We start from the raw sequence: 24,197 nt of genomic DNA, 5'->3' as shown, positions 1-24,197 counted from the left end.
TATGGGCCGTCGCGTCCTAACCGTGTCGGAGCTGACGTTCCACCAGAAGTTCAAGCGGAACGCTGCTAGCTTCGCGCCCGCCGACCTCGACGGTGAAGACCTTCTGGATGTCTTCGCGTCGTGGGCTGAGGGGTTGACAACCGCTGACACACACAATGAGAAGCGGCAAACCTGGGTGAGCGTTGCGGAAGTGGTGCGTTACGCACCTCGCGTGATCATGCTCGACTTGCGGGTGGGAGCCTACGGAGAGCCCGGGGATCTCGTTGATATCAGTACCGGCGACCCTGTCGGCCAGATCGAAGATCACCAGGCACCCACCGGAGAGAACCGGGCGATGCTGTTCGTGCCGGAGCTTGGGGAACGAGCGCACTTTCTCTCCGAGGAGTCTTCGCGGGGTTCGGCAGGCGGCAGAATCTTGAGTCTGTTCAAGAAGTATTTTAGCCAATACACCGATCAGATTACCATGGTCACTGCCCCGGTCACCGAGGGTGAAGCATGGCGAGAGGCAGCCAAACTCACAGAGGTCGAGGTGCGCGTTACCGGCAAGAGCGCGGACGTGGCGGACGGCCTGACGGTCAAGGTTGGGCGGGTGTCGCACGTCGCGCGGCCGGAGAGACGCGGGTTCTTCCCAGGCAAGCTCCTAGGAGAACTGCACCATGCAAGCGTGGCGGCCGAGGTAGTCGCAGTCGAAGAGTTGCCCGAGGATCACGACGTTTTCGTTACGATGGTGCGGGACGGACGGGCAAAGAAGTTCCAGCTGGGCTCAGAGGGAGCACCCGCAATCCGCGAAGTGCTCAACGACTCCAACGAGGCGGCTCTTGACGTCGACCAGCTGATGGAGACGTGCACCGAGAAGGTACGCGACCTGCTTGCACGGACTGGCGGCGAATGGGACGCAGCATGGAGCCGGCCGCCACAGCGAGGGAGTTGACGAGATGGGCAAAGCGTCCCTGTGGAACGTGCCTGCCGATCACTTCCGCACGCTCTACGACAACCGCACGGGGCGTCCCGACTGGTGGGCCATCACCTGGCAAGCACTCCTTCCCCTCGGTGCTGGTGTGGCCGTCTGGAAGCTCGGGGCGAAGATGGCCGAGGTCGGTGCTGCCGTTTCGGGCATCTCGATCGTGGCCGGGCTACTCTTCGCCATGGCCGTATTCCTGTTCCAGCTGCGCGTCACCCTGGGCACGGACAAGAGGCTCGGAGACGACGATTACGTGCTCGTCGACGAGTGCATGGCGAACACTCTGTGGGCCATCCTCTGGGGTCTCGCCTTGGCGCTCTTCCTCATCGTCTGTGATGCCGGGAAGTGGATCGGGGACTACCAGATAGGACCCGTCCTGACGGGCATGGCCGTGGCCGCAACTGTGCACTTTCTCCTCGTGATCGGCATGTGCCTCAAGCGGTTGCGCAGGGCATACGAGCGCATCGCGATGCGTCGCAGTTGATGCCCAGCGCACGACTGACGTAGACGTCCCTAGCCTTCGCAGGCGCATATCGCCTCGCGGATTGCCACCCCTCATGACTCGCACAATGAATCCCCGCGAACTGCATAGCCCAACTAGGACTGCGACGAACTCTACATCTTGAAGGGTGGTCGGTACTTATGTTCCAGGTAGGTGTTGAGAGGTTAACCGCGACGGAAATCGTCGACAATGATTCGTCGCAAAACCAGTATGGAGTAGGTTTCAGATAGGATCCCCGCCGAACAGCTATGAGGCCCGTTCGAAACACTTACCTAGCAACTTTTCAGCACTGGCCCAGGCGTGGTTACTCCAAATGCATTACTGCAATGACTAGTTATCATCGCAAATCGAATTGAAATTTGCTTTGGGAGTAGTTTTCCAGATCGCGACGGGGCGTTGATCCAGATTTCCTCCACGGATGGATCGTTCAACAAGGGCTGCAGCGGGCCGAATCCGGCAATATTGTCGTGAATTTGTCTACGCGCCGCGGCTAACGACGGCAACGGTGGCACCGCACCCAACACGGCCCGCTCGTCGTAATCGGCAACCGCTTCGTCGATCAGCTTCGACAACGCGGTGGTGTCTTGCGCGGGGTCGATCCCCCGCCGACGCACCATTTCGCGTACGTCGCTTTCTATTGATCCCAGTGGGTCCATGATCTCGTCCTTGAGCCGGACACTACGGCGTTTCCCGACTTCGGCGGGATCTACCAAGGCCGCCAGGCCAAGGCCAACATTTTCGCCCCTGCGTTGGGCGACGGGTTCGTTCTTGAACGGAATGCTAATGGGGCGCCCCGGTGGAAACAAGAGCGAAAAAGCGATTGTGCATAACCCCGTAGTGCTATCCACAGACGGCGCCGAGCGCCTCTTGACCTGCACGAATACCCTTCAGTCTGGGGTGGAAGACGCATGCAAATATGACGTGGAGGACTGCCGACGGTGATTAGTTACGAACTGCTTTTGGCCCACAGTAAGGGCTCGGTCAGCGTGCGCCAATTCAGTCTCACGGTGACCGAGGCGCTCGATGGGCCGGGACTGGCACGACTGCTAGAAAGCCACTACGGGCCGGTGCGCTGGTACCTCGGCGCGCATCGTTTAGCTCAATTGGAACGCCTTGACCCGCAACGGCCGCTGCTCCTTAGCGACGTGCCTAGCCTCGAACCGGTGGCAGATTCTCAACCGTTAAGCACCTTGGAGCTCTTTGTGGCCGACGGAATCGATGCCGGCGCGGCGCTCACCTTGCGGCCCGGGCGCTATATTCTGGGTCGCGCGGGCGCGCTGGGGCTACGCGACTCAACGGTGGCCCGGCAGCATGCGGAACTCGTCGTCACTCATCTGGAGCTCCGGGTGAGCGCCCGGCCCGGTTGTGAACTACAGGTCGCCGAGCCTGACGGGGACTTTCATCCTGTCACGCAGGCGGTGTTGCGGCGCGGCATGCGGCTCAAACTGGGCCACACCATCTTGCATGTCGACGATCCCATCGCGCTGTCTGACCCGGCGGTCACGGCGCGTTCGCGGGTGGGCGCGGCCCCGGCGAAACCCGACAGCAAACGGGCATTGTCGTATTTAGCGGCCGCAATAGTTCCGCTGATCAGTGGTCTACTGCTTGCCACGCTCACCGGATCGCTGATTTTTCTGGCGCTCTGCGGTGTCTCGGCGCTGATGGGGATCGTCCCGGCACTCGGGCTCCTACGAGCGCGCCGAAAATTCCGTCGCGAACTACGCCATTACCTGACCGCCTTGCAAGTACATCGGCAGCATCAAGCGGAGCCGGTGGGCGTGGTGGCCCGAGCCGGGCTGGCACGGCGCAGGCTCGGTCTCTCATGTGGTACTGCCCCGGTATTACGTTGGGGCACCGGCCGTTTTGCGCCCTACCAGGCCGAACCCGCCGATGAGAGCTCGTCGTCGGCCCGGCGAGGTCGCGAGAAGGCACGGGCCCACCGGCTAGATATTGACTCACCCATCTTTACGGTGATGCGAGCGGGAACTTGGCAACTGGTCGGCGAGCGCGATGAGTCCTGCGCCGAATTGCTCGGCGCCCTCATCGCCGGAATGCTGCCAGAACTCACCGGAGGCCGGTTACGGTTGGTCCTCGAACCGGCGCTGGGCATGCTGCCCTCGAGCCTCCTACTGCTGCCAGCGGTGAGCACCGGTTATATTCCCGCAGCTTCGGCTCAGAAGCCTCAACCCGGGGATACCGTGCGCACAGTCTATGTGGGCACGCGATTGCAGCCGGCCCCGGAGGCATCGCTCGTGCTGTATGTGGGAGATCCAACTGTGCGCACCGAGTGCTGGGTCGATGTGCATGGGGCGGGCGCCAACCTCGCCGAGGCCGGGGCCCACTTGCAGACTCTGGCACGACTTTGCCCTACCCGGCTCTCGCGCCTTGTCGACGAATACCTTCGACTTGAGTTGCGCGATGCCCCGCGGTCGCTTGCTCGGCCCGGCTCGTCGGTGCATCCCGTGCCCTCCGCGGCGGAGTGTGTGATTGGCAGCGCACCGCAGGGTGCCGAAGTGACATTGGATCTGCTGGCCGATGGCCCACATTTCTTGCTCTGCGGCACGACGGGATCCGGTAAGTCCGAGGCCCTACGCCGGATCGTAGTAGCTCTCTGTTCTACTCATGCGCCCGAAGAGTTGGCGCTCATCCTCGTAGATTTCAAAGGCGGCGCCGGACTGGGTCCGCTGGCCGGGCTACCGCAGGTGCAATTGGCATGCTCGGATTTGGATGAAGCGGCGGCGCAGCGCCTACTCGGGCAGCTTGAAGCGGAGGTTCTGCGCCGCGAACGGCTTTTCGCGGCAGCCGGGTATAGCGATATCGCCGACTATCAACGTGTGGGCGCGACGCCAGCGGTGCCGCGGCTGCTAGTTGTGATCGACGAGTTCCGCGTTTTCATCGAGTCGCTGCCAGCTGCCACGGCTCGCGTCGAACGGCTCGCGACCGTGGGTCGCGCGTTGGGCGTACAGCTACTGCTGAGCACCCAGCGCCCCGGAGGTACGCTCACCGGTCAGGCCCGCGCGAATATCGCCACGGTCATCGCACTGCGTGTCACCCAGGCGGCCGAGTCCATGGAGCTGCTTGGCAGTGCGCGCGCCGCCGAACTCACCGAACCGGGACAAGCGGTGATCAAACGGGGCTCGGGGGCGGTCACCGAGTTCTGCTTCCATCGAGCAGTGCCCGGTGCGGACCACGGCTGGCTGGCCGAGCGGCAGGTCATGGGTTTCGCCCTAGCACCGGCACGGCCGGTGGGCCACCCCGATGACGAACGCACCCTGCAAAAGGCGCTCGCCGAACGCGTAGCCGAGCTCGCGCAACACGCCACGACCCTCCCCACGAACCCCTTCGCCGCGCCCCTACCGGCAGCAGAACAAGTTCATCAGGTCGCCCAACGCATGGGCCTGGCCCACCCCGACATGCTCGGTCTGGTTGATGACATTCCCGGTGGCACGCTCCGGGCATTGATCTTGGACCGGCAACGAACGCCAAGCTTGCTGGTCAGCGGCCTGCCCCAGGCCGGCGGCGCGATGCTCAGCCAATTGCTCCTCACCTCGGGGCGCCACGTGGCGCTGTTCGGAGCGCTACCCTCCGGCTTCCCGACGTCCCCCGGTCTGATCCATGCCGACGGCGATGATCCGTATCATTTCGAGGACGTTCTAGAAATGGTGCGCGATGCGCCGGATCAGCAGGAGAGCATCGTGCTGGTGCGCTACCCCGCCGACCTGCAGCAGCGCATGCCTCCACGCCGGTTCGAACGGCTCGACGAGACCCTGTGCATGCTGTTGCGCACGAGTCAGGGAACCCAGAAGCAAGTCGTGATCATGGCCGATCGTGACCAATCGTGCCTCAAAGCCAGTTCAATGTGTGCCGAACAGTGGTATTTCCCGCTCGATGCACCACAGTCACTCCGAATGCTCTGGCCACAACTACCACCGGTCGGAGAGAGCGAAGGGCGCGGGATACGGGTACGCGCCGGCCTGCAGGAAGAATTTCAACTCTGCGCGCCCGAACCACGCCGTGCCGATCAGCTCTCGGACGTTGCGCATAGGCAGGACCCCGTGCCGGTGTTCGGCGGTGGCGCCTTCGAACTCGGGGTCAGTGGATTTCAACCGCGCACAGCCGCCTTGGTACCCGAACCGTTGTCGGTGGTGCTGGTTGCCCGTTCAATGCTGCGGGCTCGGGTGGCCCAGAAGTTGTGCCGACTATGGGGTATCGACTTGCTCACCGGGGCAGCGGAACTGTCGTCCCGGTGTACGCCCGAGACCGACATGCAAAACTCTCCGGTCTACGGTGTGCTCTTCGATTCGACGGCTCCGGCTGCGGTGGCTACATCGATACAACAGGCGCTGGCATGTGGTCTTCGACTGATTCTCTTTGTGCCTCCGGGGGTGCGCCTACCCTACGAGCTTGGCCTCGGCGCCGGATTCGACGACCGGACCGTGGCGGCGGTCGAACCGTTGCACTCCATGGATGTCCAGCCACTGAGTTGGGCACCGCTCTCGCCCCGGTCTGCAACCGATCGTCACACAGACCGAACCCCCGTGCGCGCGCTGGCCCTCGTCGAGAGGGAACCGCGCCTGGTTCGGCTCCCGCTGACCGACGGGCCTAACGCTGTGGACGGTCCCCCAGATAGGCCGTCGTCGCCGGAGCAAAAAGCAGGATCAGGGCGCCACCGGCGATCAACAATGCCACCAACGCAATGACGAACATCGAGGTCTGCAAGTAGGTGACGGCCATAATGACCTGGAAAAGTTGCCAAACAATAATGGCCGCCCGCGTCCACGCTCTGCCGCGGAAAAAGTTCACGGCTACGCTCAACTGCCACGCGGCAGCACCGACGCACAGGACGAGCATGAAAATGCGGCCGCCAAAGTTCAGCTGTCCTGCATCGCCAAGATGCATAAGGTAGTACACGGCGTAGCCAAGCACGGCGAGAGCTTCGATGAGCACCAGTGCGGCCACCACCATTACGGTGGCGGGACGGGTGGCAGGTGTCTGTGTGTTCGTCACGGGATTCACAGTACTTTTGGCCCTGTGACAAACTCAAACTAGATGGGGACTAGGCAAATGTCGCGGGAGCTGGTACGCCGTATCCGATGTGACAAAGCACTCAGCCCATGGGCTATTTTTCGCCGTATTCACCCTTGTTTACTTCCACGTAACATGAAAACCTTATGAGGTTGGTTCAGCCGGGCGTTCACCGTCGGCGGCCAGCCATTACGGAGGCCTTCCCGTATACCCCCATTTTTCGCACTGCGCTCGGCCGTTGATATGCCCCGGGTGCTGGGTGGGAACGGATCAGACGGCCCAGAATGTACAGAATTTCAAGGAGCATCATTAAGCATGGATTGGCGTAGCCGCGCAGCGTGTCTGGACAAGGACCCTGAACTGTTCTTCCCGGTGGGCAACACCGGTCCGGCATTGCTGCAGATCGAGGAAGCCAAGAGCGTTTGCCGTCGATGCGAAGTTACCGAGACCTGCCTGCAGTGGGCCATTGAGTCCGGTCAGGATGCCGGTGTATGGGGTGGCATGAGCGAGGACGAGCGTCGCGCACTTAAGCGTCGCGCCGCACGCGCTCGTCGCGCGTCCTAGTCGCCAGCATCGCGCCTCATCGGCCGCTTTTCACTATCCGCCAGAGCGTGATCTCTGGCGGATAGTGCTTTAAAGCCGAAGTTTCGGTCCGCGGCTGGGTATCGTATTAACTAGTACCCCTGTTCGAAAGGAGCCATTGGTGACGTTGGCCGCTCCCCATCCTGCCCTTGGCGCCGGTGCGCGCCACCGATGAGTCAGTCCCGCCCCGACCCGCTCGTTGGCCGCGTCCTCGATGAGCGCTATCGCATCGACACGCAGATCGCCTCCGGTGGCATGTCGTCCATTTACCGCGGCATCGATCTGCGGTTGCATCGCTCCGTAGCGGTTAAAGTCCTGCACACCAACTACGCCAGCGAATCCACCGTGCGCCAGCGGTTCGAATCCGAAGCGATCATTGCCGCCAATATTGTGCATCCGAACGTGGTCTCCATCCGTGACCACGCGGTTTCCGGCTCCATGGTGTATCTGGTGATGGAGTACGTACGAGGGCGGAATCTGGCCGAAGTCATTGCCGAGCGCGGGCGCTTCACTCCCCGTCAGACGCTGAGCGTGCTCGAGAAGGTCTGCCGCGGGCTAGCCGCCGCACATGAGCAGGGCATCGTGCACCGCGACATGAAGCCGGCCAACGTCTTGCTGGCCGATACCGGCGAGGTCAAGCTCATCGACTTCGGCCTGGCCCGCGAGGCCAGTGCGCACACCCAGTCGGCAACTCTGGTGGCGACCTTGTCGCATGTCTCCCCCGAGCTGGTCGCCGGCTCCCCCGCCGATGCGCGTAGCGACATCTACGCCGTCGGCATCATGATTTACCAGATGCTTACCGGTGCCCTGCCCTACGCGAATACCTCGGCCGCCGCACTCATGAAGCACCACCTAGATTCACCAATGCCGCTCCCTTCGGAGCTGGTCCCGGAGTTGGCGCCGGATCTCGATGAGCTGGTGCGCTACTGCACCGAAAAGGACCCGGAAAACCGTCCGCAGCATGCCGGGTTCCTGCTCGATGACATCGCGCAGATCAACGCGACGCTTAGCGACGAGCAGTTGGATCTCGGGGCCGATGAATTAGGTAGCGTTGCCGATCTGACGCCCTACGCGACCTCAATGCCGACCTCGGTGCAGCAACGTCTGGACGAGTGGCAGCGTTACCGTGAGGAGCAGCGTGACCCGTGGTGGTTGCAGCCGCATCCTACCTCGAGTAACGAGTCCGATGACGCCGGGGCTGAGGATTCTGATTCCTCCGACGCGCTCACCACCGTGCTTTCGGATGGGAGCCACGACGCGGCCACCGAGGTCATCGGCGTCGACCAACAGCACACCACGGTGATCCCATCCTCCGAGGAACCCAACGCGTCAGAGTCCACGACCGTGATGCCACGCGAGGCACACGGACAGTCGAACTCCTCGTCGGCTACGCCGGAATCCCCGGCGCGGCAAAGCAAGGCGGCTGCCAAGCGCGAAGCGAAAGCCTGGAAGAAGTCCGCGCAGGTTCCAACGCACCGACTGCAGGCTCCGGCCTCGGCCGGCCGAAAGGTGTGGATCAGCCTGTTGCTGGTGCTGAGCCTCGCGCTGGTGGCCGGTGCGGCGTGGTTCTTCGGTCGTGGTCCGGGTACCGTGCTGCGCATTCCGTCGTTGACCGGAATGCTGCAAACGCAGGCCGTCGCCCAGCTCGACGAGGCCGGCATTCCGGTGCGCGTGCAGGAGGTGTACGACGACTCCGTGGCGGTAGGACGCGTGGTCGCCACCTCCCCCGACGGAGGCGAGAATATTATGCGCTTTCAGGGTGTGGCGTTAGAGATCTCCCGGGGTCCGGAGCTCTTCGCCGTGCCCGAACTACAGGGCATGACCCAGGATGCGGGCCGCGACAAGCTCAAGGAGCTTGGCATGACTCAGCTATCCGAACGTAGCGAGCATTCCGAGACCGTGCCGGCAGGGCAGATTATTTCCACGCAGCCGGAAGCCGGGACCCAGGTCCCGCGCAAGCGTGAAATCACCCTCGTGATCTCCGACGGTCCCCCACCGGTGCCGGTTCCCGAGGTGGTCGGGCTCAGTGAACAGGAAGCCCGCGAGAAGCTCACCGCGCAGGGCCTCGAACCCACGCGTGGAGAGGACCGCTATTCCTCGGAGGTGCCTGCCGGTCAGGTGGCCGAGCAAAGCCCCGCCACCGGTGAACTGGATCGCGGACAGAGCGTGACGCTGCACTTATCTAAGGGACCCGAGTATGTGCAGGTGCCCCGAGTGACCGGCATGGAGGTCGACGAGGCGGTACGCACTCTGGAAGACGCCGGGTTTACGGTCAAGACGCGCAGTGTCCTTGGCGGCATGAGCCACCAGGTACATATGCAAACCCCGATGGGTTCCACCGCGATCAAGGGTAGTGAAATTACGCTGTACACCCTGTAAGGCGCGGAACAAACTACAGTACGTATAGCAAAAGTCCGGGTGGACCGGCCATTTGGCCAGTCCACCCGGACCTTTTGCGCACCTACCTTAGCGGCGTCCGCGCTTTTGCAACGCGGTGGAGACCAAGAAGGCCATCTCCAGCGACTGCCGGTGGTTCAGGCGCGGATCGCAGAGCGACTCGTAGAGGCTGTCGAAGTCTTCCTCGCGGATCGGGTCGGCACCGCCGAGGCATTCGGCCACGTCGTCGCCGGTCATCTCGACGTGCAGGCCGCCCGGGAAGGTGCCCAGCGAGTCGTGCACCTCGAAGAAGCCGCGTACTTCGTCCATGACGTCGTCGAAGTTGCGGGTCTTGTAGCCATTGGCACTGGTGACGGTGTTGCCGTGCATCGGGTCGGTAACCCAGAGCACCTGGGCACCGGAAGCGGTGACCTTTTCGACCAGATTCGGCAGTTTCTCCCGAATGTTCTTTGCACCCATGCGGGTGATGAAGGTCAGGCGTCCCGGTTCGCGGTTCGGGTCGAGCTTCTCGACTAGAGCCAACGCATCTTCAGGGCTGGTGTTCGGGCCAAGCTTCACACCGATCGGGTTGCGGACCTTGGAGAGGAAGTCCACGTGGGCGTGGTCCAACTGGCGGGTGCGTTCACCGATCCACAGGAAGTGGCCCGAGGTGTCGTATGGGTCGCCGGTGCGCGAGTCGGTACGGGTCAGCGCCCGCTCGTAGTCCAGCAGCAGGGCTTCGTGGGAGGCGAAGAACTCGGTGCGCTTCAGGGCCTCGAAATCTGCGCCGCAGGCATCCATAAAGCGGATGGCGGAGTCAATTTCGCTGGCGAGCTGCTCGTAGGCCGAGTGGGCCGGGTTCGCCATGAAGCCCTGATTCCAGGAGTGCACGCTACGCAGATCGGCAAAGCCGCCCTGGGTGAAGGCGCGGATCAAGTTCAAGGTGGCCGAGGAGGTGTTGTAGGCGGTCACCATGCGCTTTGGATCGTGGGCCCGCGACTCCTCGGTGAATTCGTAGCCGTTGACGATATCGCCGCGGAAGGCCGGCAGGGTGACGCCGTCGCGGGTTTCGTCGTTCGATGAGCGTGGCTTAGCGAACTGCCCGGCCATGCGGCCCATCTTGATGACGGGCATGGACGCGCCATAGGTCAGCACGACGGCCATCTGCAAGATGGTGCGCACGCGGGCCGAGATCTTGTCGGCGGTGGCGCCGTCGAAGGTTTCGGCGCAGTCGCCGCCCTGAAGTAGGAAGGCCTTGCCCTGTGCCGCGGCAGCTAGGCGCTCGCGCAGGATGTCGACTTCGCCGGCAAAGACCAGCGGCGGGCGCGAGCCTAGCTCCTGGATGGCCCCGGCATAGTCGGGGTGTTCACGCCAAGTCGGCTGCTGGGCAATGGGCAGGGAGCGCCACGCGTCCAGTTCCGGGTCGGTGGCGGGTCCGGCTACCGAGGAGCCGGCCAGTGGGGTTCGTTTTGCTTCGCTCACCCTGAAAATTCTACGACCACCGGGTGAAAAGGTCTGCCCCGAATGTAACGCGGTGGCGTAACACAGCCCGCGCTGGCGTTGGGGCTAGGGCTTTGAACCGGCCGGTGCTTTACGTGGGGCGTAGACATCGACGTAGCTCTGTCCGGAGAGCTCGTTGATCGCCCGACGGATACTGTCGGCTACCTCACGCAGGACCTTCGGGTCGTCCGAAGGGTGGGGGTAGCGCTCCGGGTCGAAACGCAGGGGCTGACCGATACGGATTTCGACTTTCCCGGGATGCGGCAGTCGCTGACCAATGGGTTGCACCTTGTTGGTTCCGATCATGCCCACGGGGATCACCGGGACGCCCGCTTCGAGCGCCAGCTTGGCGACCCCGAGTTTGGCACGGTAGAGCCTGCCGTCGGGCGAGCGGGTACCTTCGGGATAGATGCCCAGTAGCTGTCCTTTGGCCAACGCATCCAGCGCGCTCTTCAGTGACTTGGCCGAGCCCTCCCCGCCGGAACGGTCCATCGGGATCTGGTTAATGCTGCGAAAGAACCACGCGGTGATTCGCCCCTTGAGTCCGGTGCCGGTGAAGTACTCTTCCTTGGCCAGAAAGATCACGGTACGGTCGAGTTTGGCGGGTAGGAATACCGAGTCGCAGACCGAGAGATGGTTTGAGGCCAGAATCGCGGCGGAATCGACCGGGATATTTTCAACCCCGCTGATTTTCACGCGGAAGAAGATCCGCAGTAACGGTCGCACCGCGAAGCGCTTGAGGAAGTCGTACAGCACCACTACTCCTTGGGGTCGACCGGTGGTCTCAACGACGCGCTAGCTGAGGGCCTGCGCGCCCTTACATTGTGCACTACGCTCGAATCAGGTGACGAACGAAACGACGGGAACAAGATGAACAGTTTTGAACAGGCAGCCCCCGCGGGGCGTGATGCGGTGTTGCTGATTCATGGATTTACCGGTTCCACCGCTGCCATGAAGCCGTGGGCTGAGCATTTTGAACAGCAAGGATTCGCCACCGCGACCCCGGTGCTGCCTGGACATGAGACCCGTTGGCAGGACATGCTCTCGGTACCCTTCGGTGAGTGGATCGCTGCCACCGAGAAGGCTTTCGATGACTTACAGGCTCGCCATGCGCGGGTGTTTGTCGCGGGTTTGTCGATGGGTGGGGCGCTCGCCCTGCATTTGGCGACCCGTCGAAATGTCGCCGGGGTAAGTCTGGTCAACCCTGGGCTCGTCGTCGACAATCGAGTGGCGCCGTATACCAAGTGGCTGCGCTTGGCCGTGCGCAGCGTCAAACCCATTGCCAATGATATTGCTCGCCCGGGCGCCGATGAACGGGCTTATCCGCGCACGCCCGTGGCCGCCGTAGCGCAGTTATATGCGCTCTTCGCTCAGGTTCGCGCGCGGCTGCCGCTGGTGGACGCTCCAGTACAGCTCTTCCGTTCCAGTGTGGACCATGTGGTTTCCGACGAGTCGGTGCGAGCGTTGACGGCCGGATTACGACCGGGAATTTTGCGTGAGCAGGTGTCGTTGCCTGATTCACGGCATGTGGCCACGCTTGATTATGATGCCTCGCTGATCTTTGAGCGTTCGGCGCAGTTTTTCACGGAGCTGGTTGCAGACGGCGAGGGGCTCGTCAGCGACCAGCAGCAAGACTAGGAGTAGTCCTCGATGAACCCAGGCGAGAACCAACCGTCGAGCACCCCGGACCCGCAGTGGGATGAACTGGTGCGCAATTTCCGCACCACTACCGGTGACTCGGCTGCCGCCGAAACGGAGCACCACACCGAAGGCCCGCGGGATGCGGCCGCCGCCAAGGAGGCGAACGACCGCCGGCTCCGTGAGCTCTTTAGCACCGGTCCCGGAGCGGGCCCGCGCGACTATTCGCCGGCCGAGGATGAAGAGGCCGAGGACTTCGTGCCTCAGGAACCCAGCGCCCTTGGTTCGGGCGACCCGAAGATCAACCTCGCGTGGACCGGCGCCGCCGGCGGTCCACTGGGGCTGTTATTGTGCGTTCTGTTTTTCCGTTCGGCCCCGGGGCTCATCTTCATTCTTTTGGCGCTGATCACCGTGCTTGGGATCGGATATCTGCTCTATAGGCTTCCGAAACATCGAGATCCGGGCGATGATGGAGCTAGGGTCTAGTCGAGTTGGCTGGATCACAACCAGAGGGTTACTCTTGAGTAACAAACTGTGACGCGCCTAACGCCACAGCTTCCACGGTTTAGAGAATTACGTCAGGAGTTGAGCCACCGATGCGCGAATTCACTTCGCCCCCTCGCATCCAGGTCCCGCAGGAATCGAATGTCACCGACTTGCTGGTGCGTCACGCCCGATCGGCAGCCAACCCGGCGCTCTTCTCAACTCCGTCGGAAAACGGGTGGAAAGACGTCACGGCCAGCCAGTTTGCCGCCGACGTGTCGGCGATCGCCAAGGGGCTGATCGCCAAAGGACTAGAGGTCGGTGACCGGGTGGGCCTGATGGCCCGCACACGCTACGAATGGTCGCTGGTGGATTTCTCCATCTGGTTCGCCGGGTGTGTCACGGTACCGATCTACGAGACCTCCTCCCCCAGCCAGGTGGCGTGGATTATCAGCGATTCGGCGGCCGGTGCGGTCATCGTGGAAAGCGGACAGCATGAGAATGTTGTGCGGCAGGCGGCCCATCAGGAACGTCTCGATGGTCTGTCACACGTCTGGCAGTTTGAAGGTGGACTCGATGAGTTGCGGGCCGCAGGACGCGATATCTCGGACGAGGTTCTTGAACAGCGTCGCCGAAGCGCCTCATTGAGCGATGTCGCCACGGTTATCTACACCTCCGGCACCACCGGGCGGCCCAAGGGTTGCGAACTGACCCACGGGAATTTCGTCGAGCTCTCCGAAAACGCGGCGCTAGCTCTGCCGCAGGCGGTCTACCCCGGCGCCTCGACGATCATGTTCTTGCCGCTGGCTCACGTTTTCGCTCGGTTCATCTCCGTCCTCGCGGTGGCGGCCGCATGCCGTGTGGCGCACACCCCGGATGTGAAGAACCTCCTCGGTGACCTGCAATCCTTCAAGCCCACCTTCATCTTGGCCGTGCCCCGCGTTTTTGAGAAGGTCTATAACTCGGCCATGCTCAAGGCCGAGGACGGCGGCAAGGGCAAGATTTTCCATGCGGGCGTCGATGTTGCGGTGGCCTATTCCAAGGCACAGCAGCAGGGCAAGATCCCGCTGGGGCTCAAACTCAAGCACAAGCTGTTCGACGCGGTGTTGTACTCGAAGCTACGCGAAGCCATGGGCGGCAACATCCGCTACGCCGTCTCCGGCGGCGCCCCGCTGGGAGAACGGCTGGGGCACTTTTTCAACGGCATTTCGGTGACCATTCTCGAAGGTTACGGGTTGACCGAGACCACCGCGCCGCTGACCGTGAACACTCTTGAACGGATCAAGATCGGTACCGTGGGACGCCCACTACCCGGTAACTCCGTCCGCATCGCCGAGGATGGCGAGGTGCTGGGCAAGGGCGTCTGCGTGATGCGCGGATACCACAACCGCGAAGACCTCACCGAACAGGCCTTCACCGACGGCTGGTTCCACACCGGGGATATCGGCGAATTGGATGAGGATGGCTTCCTGACGATTACCGGACGCAAGAAGGAGATCATCGTGACCGCCGGGGGCAAGAATGTGATCCCGGCACAGCTCGAAGATCAGATCCGTGCCGATGCACTGGTCTCCCAGTGCGTGGTGATCGGCGATGGACGGCCCTTCATCTCCGCGCTAGTGACGCTCGATGCAGAGGCTGTGCCCGGTTGGCTCTCCCGGCATCACTTGGACACCTCGCTGAGCATGGAGCAGGTCATCGAACTGGATGAGGTAAAGCAGGAGATTCAGCGAGTGATCAACAAGGCCAATGAGAGTGTTAGCCGCGCCGAGGCTATCAAGCAGTTCCGTGTGGTCGCCAACGACTTCACCGAAGAATCCGGGCACCTCACGCCATCGATGAAGATCAAGCGAGCCGTCGTCGTCAAGGACTTCGCAGAGGTAATTGACGAGATCTACTCCTCGGGCAAGCCCGTCGCCTGATCAAAGATTGCTTCAAGTAGGGGCTCCGTTGCCGACCGGTTACTGCCGGCGGCAGCGGAGCCTTCAGCGTTAACCGGCACGCCGAAATCGGCGTCGAGGCGCACCCGACGGAAGGCGGTCAGCGATTGCGAATCGTCGCCGGCGTGTGAGGAGACGTAGATAAGATGCGTGGCCAGCGACTCGCGGCCGTTGGCCAACAGCCACGTCACCAAGTCCATCAGCCGGTCTTCGGGATCCTCAACCGCTCCGGCGAGCACCACGAGAATTCCATCGCTTGGCAGCGCCCCGGCCAGCACCGCTTCGGCGCGTGCCGGCCCGGCATAGGTGATCGCCACCGGCACGGCAAGCCGCTCGGCGCGGTGCTCGAGTGCCTCGCCCAATGCGCTGTAGTCGGCCTCGGCATCCAGCGCGAAGAACACCACGGACACCCGCTGACCGCGCGCCCGAAGGCTCTCGGCGATCTCAACCTGTGCCGTCGGCAGGTCTGGCTCGGCCGCGGGCCCCCGGCGGAAGCGACGGGCTAGTGCTTGGGGCACGAACCGAAATTTCGCGCTGCGGGTCACGAGGGTCCTCCTGGAGTATGGCCGGGCGTCGTCGACCCGCCGGCCAATTGTCGAAATACATGCGAAAGCCGCGGGCCCATCGCCTCGGCAATGGGCCCGCAGCCTAAACTATCGCGTCACTTACTGTGGAGCAATCACCACGAGCAAGTCACCGCCCTGAACCTGGCTGGTGTCATCCAAGGTCACCTGGGTGACCACACCGGAAATTCCGGCGGTAATTCCAGCTTCCATCTTCATCGCCTCGATAGTTGCCACCGACTGGCCGGCTTCGACAAGGTCGCCGACCTGAACGTTGACGGTCACGGCCCCGGCGAACGGCGCGGCCACATGGCCGGCGTTGTTCGGGTCGGCCTTCGGCGCGGTCTTCACCGTGGATTCGACCGACTCATCGCGTACCTGCACCTGACGCTGCTGGCCGTTGAGGCTGACCACGACGGTGCGCTGACCCTTTTCGTCGGGCTCCGAGATCGAAATCAGCTTCACCAGCAGGCGCACACCGGTACCCAACGAGATGACATGCTCGTTGCCAGCGGACAATCCGAAGAGGTAGTCGCGGGTATGCAACACCGACAGGTCACCGTAGGTTTCCACGGACTTCTCGAAGTCACGGGTCGGACCGGCGAACAGCAGGCGGTTCAACGTGGAGCGGCGCGTCTGCGAATCGGCCTGCAGGGCCGCAGCATCCTCGGGCTCAAGGTCTTCGACACGCGGACGGACGTTACGCCCTTGCAGTGCCTTGCTGCGGAACGGCTCGGGCCAACCGCCTGGAGGGTTGCCCAGTTCGCCGGAGAGGAACTGGATCACCGAATCAGGAATATCGTAATTCTGCGGATTGGCTTCGAAGTCGGCAGCGGATACGCCCGAGCCGACCAACTGCAGGGCCAAGTCACCCACGACCTTCGACGAGGGAGTCACCTTCACGACGTTACCGAGCATCGCGTTCACCGACGCATACATGCCTTCGATGTCCTCGAAGCGGTCCCCCAGCCCCAAGGCAATGGCCTGCTGACGCAGGTTGGATAGCTGGCCGCCCGGGATCTCGTGCTGGTAGACGCGGCCGGTGGGAGCCGGCAGGCCGGACTCGAACGGCTTGTACATGGCGCGGACCGCTTCCCAGTACGGTTCCAGCGACGCCACCGCATCCAGCGACAGCCCCGAATCGCGCTCGGTGTTCTCCAGTGCCGCGACCAGAGCCGAGGCCGATGGCTGCGAGGTGGTACCGGCCATGGCGGCGCTTGCCACGTCCACGGCGTCGACACCGGCATCGATCGCTGCCATCAAGGTGGCCAGCTGACCGCCCGAGGTGTCGTGCGTATGCAGGTGAACCGGCAAATCGAAGCGTTCGCGCAGCGCGGTCACCAGACGGCGAGCCGCCTCGGGACGGAGCAGACCTGCCATGTCCTTAATGGCTAGGATGTGCGCACCGGCGTCGACGATCTGCTGGGCAAGATCCAGGTAGTAGTCCAGCGTGTACAGCTTCTCGTTGCTGTCGAGCAGGTTACCGGTGTAGCACAGGGCCACCTCGGCCACGGCGGTGCCGGTGGCTCGAACGGCCTTGATGGCCGGGGTCATCTGCGAGACATCGTTCAGCGCATCGAAAATACGGAAGATGTCGATGCCCGCGTCCGCGGCTTCCTGCACGAAGGCGTCGGTCACCTCGGTCGGGTACGGGGTGTACCCCACGGTGTTGCGGCCACGCAGCAGCATTTGCAGCGGAATGTTCGGCAGCTCGGCACGGAGCAGCTCGAGGCGACGCCACGGGTCCTCGCCCAGGAAGCGCAGGGACACGTCGTAGGTTGCACCGCCCCAAACTTCCATGGAGAACAGCTGCGGCACGTTGTGTGCGTAGGCCGGCGCTGCGGCCAGCAGGTCACGGGTACGTACGCGGGTAGCCAGCAACGACTGATGCGCATCGCGGAAGGTGGTATCGGTGATACCCACCGCCTGCTGCTCGCGCAGGGCACGTGCGAAACCTTCGGGCCCCAGCTCGAGCAGCTTCTGACGCCAGCCATCGGCTACGACGCGGCGAGGCGAGGGTCCATCGAACGGTGAACGCTCCGGCTCGTCATGCTTGTCGCCCGGGAACTGTGGCAGCTTGGCGCGCGGGTCAATCCCTTCCACACGTTCGCCGTGGGGCTGATTGACGGTGACGTGCGCCAGGTAGGTCAGTGCCTTGGTACCACGGTCCTGGGATTCGTTTCCGGTCAGCAGGTCGGGACGCGAATCGATGAAGTCGGTGGCGACATCTCCGGCCAAGAACTGCGGGTCGGAAAGCACGTTCTGGATGAACGGGATGTTCGTTGCCACACCGCGGACACGGAACTCGGCCAGCGCACGGCGGGCTCGCGCCACGGCCGTGGCGTAGTCGCGGCCACGACAGGTCAACTTCACCAGCATCGAGTCGAAGTGCGGCGAAACCTCGGCACCGGTGTAGATCGTGCCGCCGTCCAGGCGGACACCGGAGCCACCGGCGGAACGGTAGACGGTGATGGTTCCGACGTCCGGACGGAAGCCGTTGGCCGGATCCTCGGTGGTGATACGTGACTGCAGGGCCCAACCGCGTACCGCGAGGTTCTCCTGCTTAATGCCCAGATCCTCGAGCGACTCACCGGCCGCGATACGCATCTGCGCCTGCACTAGGTCCACGTCGGTGATCTCTTCGGTCACGGTGTGCTCGACCTGGATACGCGGGTTCATCTCGATGAACACGTGCTGGCCGGCGCGTTCGCCGACGGTGTCGACGAGGAACTCCACGGTTCCGGCGTTCTGGTAGCCCAGCTCCTTAGCGAACTTCACCGCGTCGCGGAACAGCGCCTGACGGATCTCGTCGTCCAAGTTCGGTGCCGGGGCAATTTCGACGACTTTCTGGTGACGGCGCTGCAGGGAGCAATCGCGTTCAAAGAGGTGAACGATATTGCCGTGCTCGTCGGCCAGGATCTGTACTTCAATGTGGCGCGGGCGCAGAACGGCCTGCTCCAGGAAGACGGTCGGATCACCGAAGGCGGTGCCCGCTTCGCGCATCGCCGCACCCAAGGCCTCGGGAAGATCTTCGCGCTTATCTACACGGCGCATACCGCGACCGCCACCGCCGGCGACGGCCTTGACGAAGATCGGGAAACCAATCTTGTCGGCCTCGGCAAGCAGAGTATCGACATCGTCACTCGGCTCCGAGGAGGCAAGTACCGGAATACCAGCTGCCTTGGCCGCCTTGAGCGCAGCGACCTTATTACCGGCCAGCTCAAGCACTTCGGCCTTCGGGCCAATAAACTTGATCCCTTCGCGCGCCGCGGCACGTGCCAGCTCCGGGTTCTCGGAAAGGAAACCATAACCGGGGTAAATAGCGTCGGCCCCGGCCTCTTTGGCCACTCGGATAATTTCATCGATATCGAGGTAGGCGCGTACCGGATGGCCTTCTTCGCCAATCTGATACGCCTCTGCGGCCTTCTGACGGTGAATAGAATTACGATCCTCATGAGGATAGACCGCGACGGTTTTCGCGCCGAGTTCATAACCTGCACGGAATGCGCGAATCGCAATTTCACCGCGATTGGCGACCAAGATTTTTTCAAACATTGTGTTCCTAGATCGAGTCGGTGCATCTACCGGGCGTGCCGGCGATGGCCAGAGTGGGCTGAACCAGTGGTGCTCGGTCCCTGGTTGCGGTGCGCGGCACCGCGTTATTTCCATACCCTACAGTGACCCCTGCCACCATGTACAAATATTTACACGTATGGTCTGACCACATTGGAATGTAGGGTATTCCCGGTGGGTGCGAGCCTAGGATGATTCGTGCGGGAAATCCCATGTTGCGGAGTCGGGATTAATTGCTTCGGCGCACTATGATAAGGAGAGACTAGTTAGCGGTAATACCGTTTCCCGGCAATTTTCGAAAGGCGTGGTCTGGCCCGTGCACGTAGTGAGCATCAGCAGCCTCAAGGGTGGCGTGGGTAAAACCTCCGTAACACTCGGCTTGGCCTCAGCAGCACTGGCCGCCGGCATCCCAACACTTGTTATCGACCTCGATCCTCATGCAGATGCCAGCACCGGCTTGGGTGTTCGCGCAAACGGCGTGCAGACGATCGGTCAGATGCTCAAAAATGCGCGGCGCGCCCGGATCCAAGACAATGTCGCGGCCAGCTCATGGCAGACCAAGGCGGCCGAGAAGAAGTCTCGCACGCGTATCCCCGTGCTCGACGTTGCCGTGGGCGACGCCTTCACCGGCATTTACGACCGCCCAGATCTGCGCACCCGTGATCTGCGCCGCCTGAGCCAATTGCTCTCGCGGACTAGCGGCTACCAGCTGGTGCTCATCGATTGCCCGCCGTCACTGAACGGCCTGACTCGTATGGCATGGAGCGCTTCGGATCAGCTGCTGCTCGTTGCCGAGCCAAGCCTGTTTTCGGTGGCCGGCACCGAACGCACGCAGCGAGCCCTCGAGCTGTTCCGCCGCGAATTCGCCCCAAGCCTTGGACCGGTCACCGTGGTGGCTAACCGAGTACGCAAGGATTCGGCCGAGCACACCTTCCGACTGAATGAAATGCGCCAGATGTTCGGCACCTCTATGGTGAAGCCGGAAATTCCCGAACACCCCGAGTGGCAGCAGATCCAGGGTGCTGCCTACTCCGTCCACCAGTGGCCATCGAAGAGCACCGGACAGATGCTCAGCCAGTTCGACGAGCTCCTCAAGGAAATTATGGCGTCGGCGGAGAAGCCGAAAAACTCATAGCTCATCGCCCGCCGAGCAAGAGTAAAACCGTGGCCCTCGAATCTGATGATTCGAGGGCCACGGTTTTAGCTATTGATAAGTACAGGTGCTAGCCGACGTTACGCTTGGCGGCCTTAGCCGCTCGCCGCGCGGCGAGTTCGTCGACCGCTGGCTGTTCCGATGATTCGCTCGGCAGTTGTGCCAAGGAGCCTTCGACTTCACGCCATACGCGTCCCACAGCGATGCCAAAGACGCCCTGTCCACCCTGCACCAGATCGATCACTTCATCGGCGCTTGTGCACTCATAGACCGAGGCCCCGTCGCTCATGAGGGTAATCTGGGCCAGATCATCCACACCACGTTCGCGCAGGTGCATTACGGCCGAGCGGATTTGCTGTAAAGATACGCCGGTGTCGAGCAAACGCTTGACGACCTTGAGCACCAAAATATCTCGGAAAGAATAGAGCCGTTGGCTGCCGGACCCTTGAGCACCCCGGACCGCCGGCTCTACCAGGCCGGTGCGGGCCCAGTAATCCAATTGACGGTAGGTGATGCCGGCGGCACGACATACGATCGGCCCACGGTACCCGGCATGCTCATCTAGCTGCGGAAGGTCGTCCGTGAAAAGCAATCCTTGGCCGACGGAACTACGCTCGCCAGCCATAGCCCCTGGCTGGGGACCGTTCTGGTTCGTCTCCATCCGACTGCTCCTTGCATAGAGTGCTCTAACATTCGTCCAGGGATGACAGCGGGTTGCACAAAGTGCGAGTGATGATGACCCACGGTCCGCATGCGGACTGGAATCCCTATATGTTGACGGTACGGCCAACAGGGCCCCGGGTCAAAGACCTTCAAGTATTAGTTTAAGCCGTGTCGCCCGTGGCGAGGTCAGCAAGAATTAGGAGGAGAAATCTTCGGGGTCAATATGCTCGAGGAAGTCACGAAATTCCTTGAGCTCATCCTCTGGGTTCTCGGCATTCTGAGCTTCCGTGTCGATCTCCACCCCGGCGCTCTGGAGTACTTCTTCGGTGCATAGAATCGGGCACTCGGCCCGTAAGGCCAGCGCCACGGCGTCGGAAGAGCGCGCGTCAACTCGGGAGCCGTTACTAAGCACCAAGTCGGCCGTGAAGACCGCGTTGTTGACCGAAACGATCTCAATACGCTCCAAGCGGGCAGAGAGAGTTTCGAGAATGCTCATGATCAAGTCATGGGTCATCGGTCGTGGCGGGGTTAAGCCTTGCTCGGTCATTGCGATTGCCGACGCTTCGGGGGCACCGATCCACACCGGAAGGTAGATATCGGTCCCGGAACGCTTTAGCAATAGCAGCGGCTGGTTGGATGGCAATTGGATGCGAATACCGGCAAACTCTAGTTCCAGCATCATGCCCTCCTGCTCCGATGGACGTTTATGCTTCCACCCTAGCGATCGATATGCGAAATAGCACGCTGCAAAAGGGCCTCGTGGATTTCGAGGCAGCGACGGGAGATCTCCTGCGCCTCTTCGGCGGCCCGTGCACGCGCGGCTACGTCCTCCCGACGTAATTCGGCACCGACGATGGTTTCGAGCAGTGCATACTCGCGATCTGCGGCGGTTTTGAACTGGCGCAGATGCCGGGCTTCGACGCCATGCTGGGCCAGCTCGACCGCCGCCTTGGTCACCTTGACACAGTGCGCATCAAAGAGTCCGTTATCGGCGGAGATAAGCCCATAGTCGATCAAATCTTGAATCAGGGACTCACTGGCGCCGGTGATCCCCTGCAACTGGGCCCGGGTCAGCGGACGGGCATGACCGTCCAGCTCCTCAAGCATGTCCTGCGTGACGGCCTTGGGCGTCCCACCTGGAAGGGCCGCCGGCGTTTCGCCGCGATCCACCGAGTCCAGATGGTCCTTGATGACCTTCAGTGGTAGGTACTGGTCCCGCTGCACGGCCAGGATAAACCGCAGGCGCGTGACATCGGCCGGCGAGTACTTCCGATAACCCGCCGAGGTCCGCTGCGGGCTGATGAGCCCCTTGTCCTCTAGGAAGCGAATCTTCGAGGCGGTAACCCGTGGAAATTCGGTTTTGAGCTCACTGAGCACCTCACCGATATTGAGTGCCGCAGCCCTAGCAGATTGAGGGCGAATCTCCTCGAATCGTGGGCTGCGTGCGGCATCAAAGATCGGCAACGGTCAAACACCTCGGTCTGCTTAGGTCTTGCACCGGGCTAGGCCCGGTAGCGGAAGTTTTAGGACTTCACTAGTTTAAGCGTTAGGTACACGCTGGTAGAAATTCAGGCGGAACTTGCCAATTTGTACCTGCATGCCGTTAGACAGGGTCACCGAATCGATGCGGTCACCGTTGATGTAGGTGCCGTTCAGCGAGCCAATGTCGCGCAGGGTGTAGGTCGTTCCCTGACGCTCGAAGCGGGCGTGGCGTCGTGAGACGGTGACGTCGTCAAGGAAGATATCCGCGTCTGGGTGACGGCCGGCGAGGCTTTCCTCCGTGTCCAGCAGGAAGCGAGCTCCCTTATTCGGGCCAGTGTGGGCAATCAGCAGAGCGGAGCCCTCCGGCAACGCGGCAACGGCCTTGCGTTCGTCGTCAGAGAGGTTGTAGGTCACCGACGGCTCGGATACCGCTTGCTGGCTGGGCAAAGCAATATTCGTCGTTTCGGAGGCCGATTCAAAGGGTCCGTTTGCGGGTTCATGCGCAGACATGTGGGTCCTCCAATAAGTACGTACAAGCAGTCGCTTGGCAACCGGTGGTTCAACTGGACTTGGTGCAAACCACCAAGCTATCTCCAGATTATCCTACTCAACAGAAGTTGATAACAATTCAATACATTTTTTGCTGTCTCTTGGGCTGATTCATGGCATGATGCGGCTATGAGCGATCGTACCGATGACTCCCGTCCTATCGACCAACCGAATAATGACCAGCCGCGCCGCTCGGGCAAGCGCACGGTAATCCTTACGATTACCCTCATCCTCGTGGCCGCCCTGCTCTACTTCGTGGCCGCGGTATTCCTCCCCGTGTGGTGGGCACAGCGTATTGCTTCGCAAAATGCGGGTTCGGCCACCGGCGGCTGGATGGCCGGTTTCAGTCTTGGCCTTATCTTCACGTTGGTGCCGCTGATCATTGCCTTCCAAGCGCACTACAAACGATTGACGTGGAAGTGGCGCATTGTCATATTGATCCTTGCCCTCATTGCGGCAACACCCAACTGGCTCACGCTCGGAATCTTCGTGAATCCAACCGGTTCGGCAGATAAGGCCCAGCAGATTCTGACCATGGGAGCGACCTGGTTTGGTGGTGCCTCGCTCTTCGGGGCCGCACTGGGCGCAGTGCTCTTCCTCATCGGTATAGCCGGTTGGGCACTTTGGCATCGTCGCGGCACGAAGATCAAGGAACTGAAGGCAGAGCAACGCTCCCATGAAACCAGAGCTGAAGATTAAGCGCGTCTACGCTCCGGTTGACCCCGACGATGGGTACCGAATCCTCGTGGACCGCCTGTGGCCGCGCGGCAAGACGCGTGCCGAAGTCGCCATCGACCGGTGGGCCAAGGGCATTGCCCCCTCCACGGCCTTGCGTAAATCCTGGAATCACGACGCGGCGCATTTTGAAGAGTTCGCGCAAATGTATCGCCACGAGCTTGCCGAGAATGCCGCGTTGGATGACTTTCTTGAGCTATTGGAGACGCAAGAGCGCGTAACGTTGCTCTATGCGGCGCGCAATGAGCAAGCTAATCACGCGATGGTGCTTCGAGACTTTCTGCGTGAGCAGCTGGCTCAGTAATCTCTGGGGCAGACATGCTCCCACCCGGAATGACGCATCCCTCGGCCGTGCACCCCTCGGCCGAGTCACTGACGCTCAGTAGGTTAAAGGTAAAGCCATCGCTCATGGCGGTCCTCTCGTAAGCACGCGGTTCTGCATCTAGGTCAACACGAGATGACGGACGAAAAA

21 protein-coding genes are annotated in these 24,197 nt (G+C 62.0%); 11 read left to right on the top strand and 10 right to left on the bottom strand.

Going from position 1 to position 24,197, the window contains the following annotated elements:
* The first annotated feature begins 1 nt into the window (after position 1).
* Together ACJD00_RS05940 and ACJD00_RS05935 are read left to right on the top strand one after the other, a co-directional pair.
* Positions 2 to 931, top strand: a complete 930-nt coding sequence (locus tag ACJD00_RS05940; protein WP_418908903.1) for a hypothetical protein — start codon at positions 2 to 4, stop codon at positions 929 to 931.
* A 4-nt stretch (positions 932 to 935) separates the two neighbouring features.
* Positions 936 to 1,445, top strand: coding sequence for a hypothetical protein (locus ACJD00_RS05935; RefSeq protein WP_418908902.1), 510 nt, complete (start codon positions 936 to 938; stop codon positions 1,443 to 1,445).
* A 290-nt stretch (positions 1,446 to 1,735) separates the two neighbouring features.
* Here ACJD00_RS05935 and ACJD00_RS05930 read toward each other — a convergent pair whose 3' ends face one another.
* On the bottom strand, positions 1,736 to 2,119 hold the full coding sequence (locus ACJD00_RS05930; protein ID WP_418908901.1) for a hypothetical protein: 384 nt from the start codon (positions 2,117 to 2,119) through the stop codon (positions 1,736 to 1,738).
* Positions 2,120 to 2,401: 282 nt separating this feature from the next.
* Between ACJD00_RS05930 and ACJD00_RS05925 the strand changes: the two genes are divergently transcribed.
* Positions 2,402 to 6,163, top strand: coding sequence for an FtsK/SpoIIIE domain-containing protein (locus ACJD00_RS05925; RefSeq protein WP_418908900.1), 3,762 nt, complete (start codon positions 2,402 to 2,404; stop codon positions 6,161 to 6,163).
* On the opposite strand, the gene ACJD00_RS05920 is transcribed toward ACJD00_RS05925, so the two are convergent.
* On the bottom strand, positions 6,066 to 6,470 hold the full coding sequence (locus tag ACJD00_RS05920; RefSeq protein ID WP_418908899.1) for a hypothetical protein: 405 nt from the start codon (positions 6,468 to 6,470) through the stop codon (positions 6,066 to 6,068). The genes ACJD00_RS05925 and ACJD00_RS05920 overlap by 98 nt on opposite strands.
* A gap of 333 nt (positions 6,471 to 6,803) precedes the next feature.
* On the opposite strand from ACJD00_RS05920, the gene ACJD00_RS05915 reads away from it, so the two are divergent.
* Together ACJD00_RS05915 and ACJD00_RS05910 are read left to right on the top strand one after the other, a co-directional pair.
* On the top strand, positions 6,804 to 7,052 hold the full coding sequence (locus tag ACJD00_RS05915) for a WhiB family transcriptional regulator (protein WP_047118688.1): 249 nt from the start codon (positions 6,804 to 6,806) through the stop codon (positions 7,050 to 7,052).
* 189 nt (positions 7,053 to 7,241) lie between these two features.
* On the top strand, positions 7,242 to 9,449 hold the full coding sequence (locus ACJD00_RS05910; protein WP_418908898.1) for a protein kinase domain-containing protein: 2,208 nt from the start codon (positions 7,242 to 7,244) through the stop codon (positions 9,447 to 9,449).
* Positions 9,450 to 9,536: 87 nt separating this feature from the next.
* Here the strand turns inward: ACJD00_RS05910 and ACJD00_RS05905 are convergent, their stop codons facing one another.
* Together ACJD00_RS05905 and ACJD00_RS05900 are read right to left on the bottom strand one after the other, a co-directional pair.
* Positions 9,537 to 10,928 (bottom strand): class II 3-deoxy-7-phosphoheptulonate synthase, encoded by a 1,392-nt coding sequence (locus tag ACJD00_RS05905; protein ID WP_418908897.1) that lies wholly within the window; start codon positions 10,926 to 10,928, stop codon positions 9,537 to 9,539.
* A gap of 84 nt (positions 10,929 to 11,012) precedes the next feature.
* Positions 11,013 to 11,702: a lysophospholipid acyltransferase family protein gene (locus tag ACJD00_RS05900; RefSeq protein WP_418908896.1), complete on the bottom strand. Its 690-nt coding sequence runs from the start codon at positions 11,700 to 11,702 to the stop codon at positions 11,013 to 11,015.
* A gap of 114 nt (positions 11,703 to 11,816) precedes the next feature.
* Between ACJD00_RS05900 and ACJD00_RS05895 the strand changes: the two genes are divergently transcribed.
* The 3 genes from ACJD00_RS05895 to ACJD00_RS05885 all read left to right on the top strand — a co-directional run bounded on the left by ACJD00_RS05895 (position 11,817) and on the right by ACJD00_RS05885 (position 14,989).
* Positions 11,817 to 12,584, top strand: coding sequence for an alpha/beta hydrolase (locus ACJD00_RS05895; RefSeq protein WP_418908895.1), 768 nt, complete (start codon positions 11,817 to 11,819; stop codon positions 12,582 to 12,584).
* Between the two features lie 12 nt (positions 12,585 to 12,596).
* Positions 12,597 to 13,070: a hypothetical protein gene (locus ACJD00_RS05890; protein ID WP_418908894.1), complete on the top strand. Its 474-nt coding sequence runs from the start codon at positions 12,597 to 12,599 to the stop codon at positions 13,068 to 13,070.
* Between the two features lie 110 nt (positions 13,071 to 13,180).
* The gene (locus ACJD00_RS05885) at positions 13,181 to 14,989 is read left to right on the top strand and encodes an AMP-dependent synthetase/ligase (protein ID WP_418908893.1); all 1,809 of its coding nucleotides are present in this window, start codon (positions 13,181 to 13,183) and stop codon (positions 14,987 to 14,989) included.
* Here ACJD00_RS05885 and ACJD00_RS05880 read toward each other — a convergent pair.
* Both ACJD00_RS05880 and ACJD00_RS05875 read right to left on the bottom strand, forming a co-directional pair.
* Positions 14,962 to 15,552 carry a hypothetical protein gene (locus ACJD00_RS05880; protein WP_418908892.1) on the bottom strand — a complete coding sequence of 197 codons (591 nt, stop codon included), beginning with the start codon at positions 15,550 to 15,552 and terminating at the stop codon, positions 14,962 to 14,964. The genes ACJD00_RS05885 and ACJD00_RS05880 overlap by 28 nt on opposite strands.
* A 120-nt stretch (positions 15,553 to 15,672) precedes the next feature.
* Complete coding sequence (locus ACJD00_RS05875; protein WP_418908891.1) at positions 15,673 to 19,125, bottom strand: pyruvate carboxylase; 3,453 nt, start codon at positions 19,123 to 19,125, stop codon at positions 15,673 to 15,675.
* A gap of 334 nt (positions 19,126 to 19,459) precedes the next feature.
* On the opposite strand from ACJD00_RS05875, the gene ACJD00_RS05870 reads away from it, so the two are divergent.
* Positions 19,460 to 20,278: a ParA family protein gene (locus ACJD00_RS05870; RefSeq protein WP_309407907.1), complete on the top strand. Its 819-nt coding sequence runs from the start codon at positions 19,460 to 19,462 to the stop codon at positions 20,276 to 20,278.
* Between the two features lie 88 nt (positions 20,279 to 20,366).
* Here the strand turns inward: ACJD00_RS05870 and ACJD00_RS05865 are convergent, their stop codons facing one another.
* From ACJD00_RS05865 to ACJD00_RS05850, 4 genes are all read right to left on the bottom strand, one after another.
* Positions 20,367 to 20,921 carry a MerR family transcriptional regulator gene (locus tag ACJD00_RS05865; protein ID WP_309410453.1) on the bottom strand — a complete coding sequence of 185 codons (555 nt, stop codon included), beginning with the start codon at positions 20,919 to 20,921 and terminating at the stop codon, positions 20,367 to 20,369.
* A gap of 234 nt (positions 20,922 to 21,155) precedes the next feature.
* Positions 21,156 to 21,641 carry a bifunctional nuclease family protein gene (locus ACJD00_RS05860; protein WP_309407909.1) on the bottom strand — a complete coding sequence of 162 codons (486 nt, stop codon included), beginning with the start codon at positions 21,639 to 21,641 and terminating at the stop codon, positions 21,156 to 21,158.
* 35 nt (positions 21,642 to 21,676) lie between these two features.
* Positions 21,677 to 22,423, bottom strand: coding sequence for a MerR family transcriptional regulator (locus ACJD00_RS05855; RefSeq protein WP_396275238.1), 747 nt, complete (start codon positions 22,421 to 22,423; stop codon positions 21,677 to 21,679).
* Positions 22,424 to 22,498: 75 nt separating this feature from the next.
* Positions 22,499 to 22,951 (bottom strand): FHA domain-containing protein, encoded by a 453-nt coding sequence (locus ACJD00_RS05850; RefSeq protein ID WP_309407910.1) that lies wholly within the window; start codon positions 22,949 to 22,951, stop codon positions 22,499 to 22,501.
* Positions 22,952 to 23,119: 168 nt separating this feature from the next.
* Here ACJD00_RS05850 and ACJD00_RS05845 point away from each other — a divergent pair, with 168 nt between their 5' ends.
* Together ACJD00_RS05845 and ACJD00_RS05840 are read left to right on the top strand one after the other, a co-directional pair.
* Positions 23,120 to 23,689 carry a hypothetical protein gene (locus tag ACJD00_RS05845; protein WP_418908890.1) on the top strand — a complete coding sequence of 190 codons (570 nt, stop codon included), beginning with the start codon at positions 23,120 to 23,122 and terminating at the stop codon, positions 23,687 to 23,689.
* On the top strand, positions 23,667 to 24,029 hold the full coding sequence (locus ACJD00_RS05840) for a DUF488 domain-containing protein (protein ID WP_418908889.1): 363 nt from the start codon (positions 23,667 to 23,669) through the stop codon (positions 24,027 to 24,029). The genes ACJD00_RS05845 and ACJD00_RS05840 overlap by 23 nt, the downstream gene beginning before the upstream one ends.
* The last annotated feature ends 168 nt before the right edge of the window (positions 24,030 to 24,197 follow it).

Origin of the sequence: Glutamicibacter endophyticus (assembly GCF_048457885.1) — a bacterium.
Classification (GTDB): Bacteria; Actinomycetota; Actinomycetes; order Actinomycetales; family Micrococcaceae; genus Glutamicibacter; species Glutamicibacter endophyticus.
This window is presented reverse-complemented; position numbering and strand designations above follow the sequence as displayed.

Excerpts from the sequence above, each read along its gene's own strand:
- ACJD00_RS05940 (WP_418908903.1), top strand. The coding sequence starts at position 2 with ATGGGCCGTCGCGTCCTAACCGTGTCGGAGCTGACGTTCCACCAGAAG.
- ACJD00_RS05935 (WP_418908902.1), top strand. The coding sequence starts at position 936 with ATGGGCAAAGCGTCCCTGTGGAACGTGCCTGCCGATCACTTCCGCACG.
- ACJD00_RS05930 (WP_418908901.1), bottom strand. The coding sequence starts at position 2,119 with ATGGACCCACTGGGATCAATAGAAAGCGACGTACGCGAAATGGTGCGT.
- ACJD00_RS05915 (WP_047118688.1), top strand. The coding sequence starts at position 6,804 with ATGGATTGGCGTAGCCGCGCAGCGTGTCTGGACAAGGACCCTGAACTG.
- ACJD00_RS05910 (WP_418908898.1), top strand. The coding sequence starts at position 7,242 with ATGAGTCAGTCCCGCCCCGACCCGCTCGTTGGCCGCGTCCTCGATGAG.
- ACJD00_RS05895 (WP_418908895.1), top strand. The coding sequence starts at position 11,817 with ATGAACAGTTTTGAACAGGCAGCCCCCGCGGGGCGTGATGCGGTGTTG.
- ACJD00_RS05890 (WP_418908894.1), top strand. The coding sequence starts at position 12,597 with ATGAACCCAGGCGAGAACCAACCGTCGAGCACCCCGGACCCGCAGTGG.
- ACJD00_RS05885 (WP_418908893.1), top strand. The coding sequence starts at position 13,181 with ATGCGCGAATTCACTTCGCCCCCTCGCATCCAGGTCCCGCAGGAATCG.
- ACJD00_RS05875 (WP_418908891.1), bottom strand. The coding sequence starts at position 19,125 with ATGTTTGAAAAAATCTTGGTCGCCAATCGCGGTGAAATTGCGATTCGC.
- ACJD00_RS05865 (WP_309410453.1), bottom strand. The coding sequence starts at position 20,921 with ATGGCTGGCGAGCGTAGTTCCGTCGGCCAAGGATTGCTTTTCACGGAC.
- ACJD00_RS05860 (WP_309407909.1), bottom strand. The coding sequence starts at position 21,641 with ATGATGCTGGAACTAGAGTTTGCCGGTATTCGCATCCAATTGCCATCC.
- ACJD00_RS05850 (WP_309407910.1), bottom strand. The coding sequence starts at position 22,951 with ATGTCTGCGCATGAACCCGCAAACGGACCCTTTGAATCGGCCTCCGAA.
- ACJD00_RS05845 (WP_418908890.1), top strand. The coding sequence starts at position 23,120 with ATGAGCGATCGTACCGATGACTCCCGTCCTATCGACCAACCGAATAAT.
- ACJD00_RS05840 (WP_418908889.1), top strand. The coding sequence starts at position 23,667 with ATGAAACCAGAGCTGAAGATTAAGCGCGTCTACGCTCCGGTTGACCCC.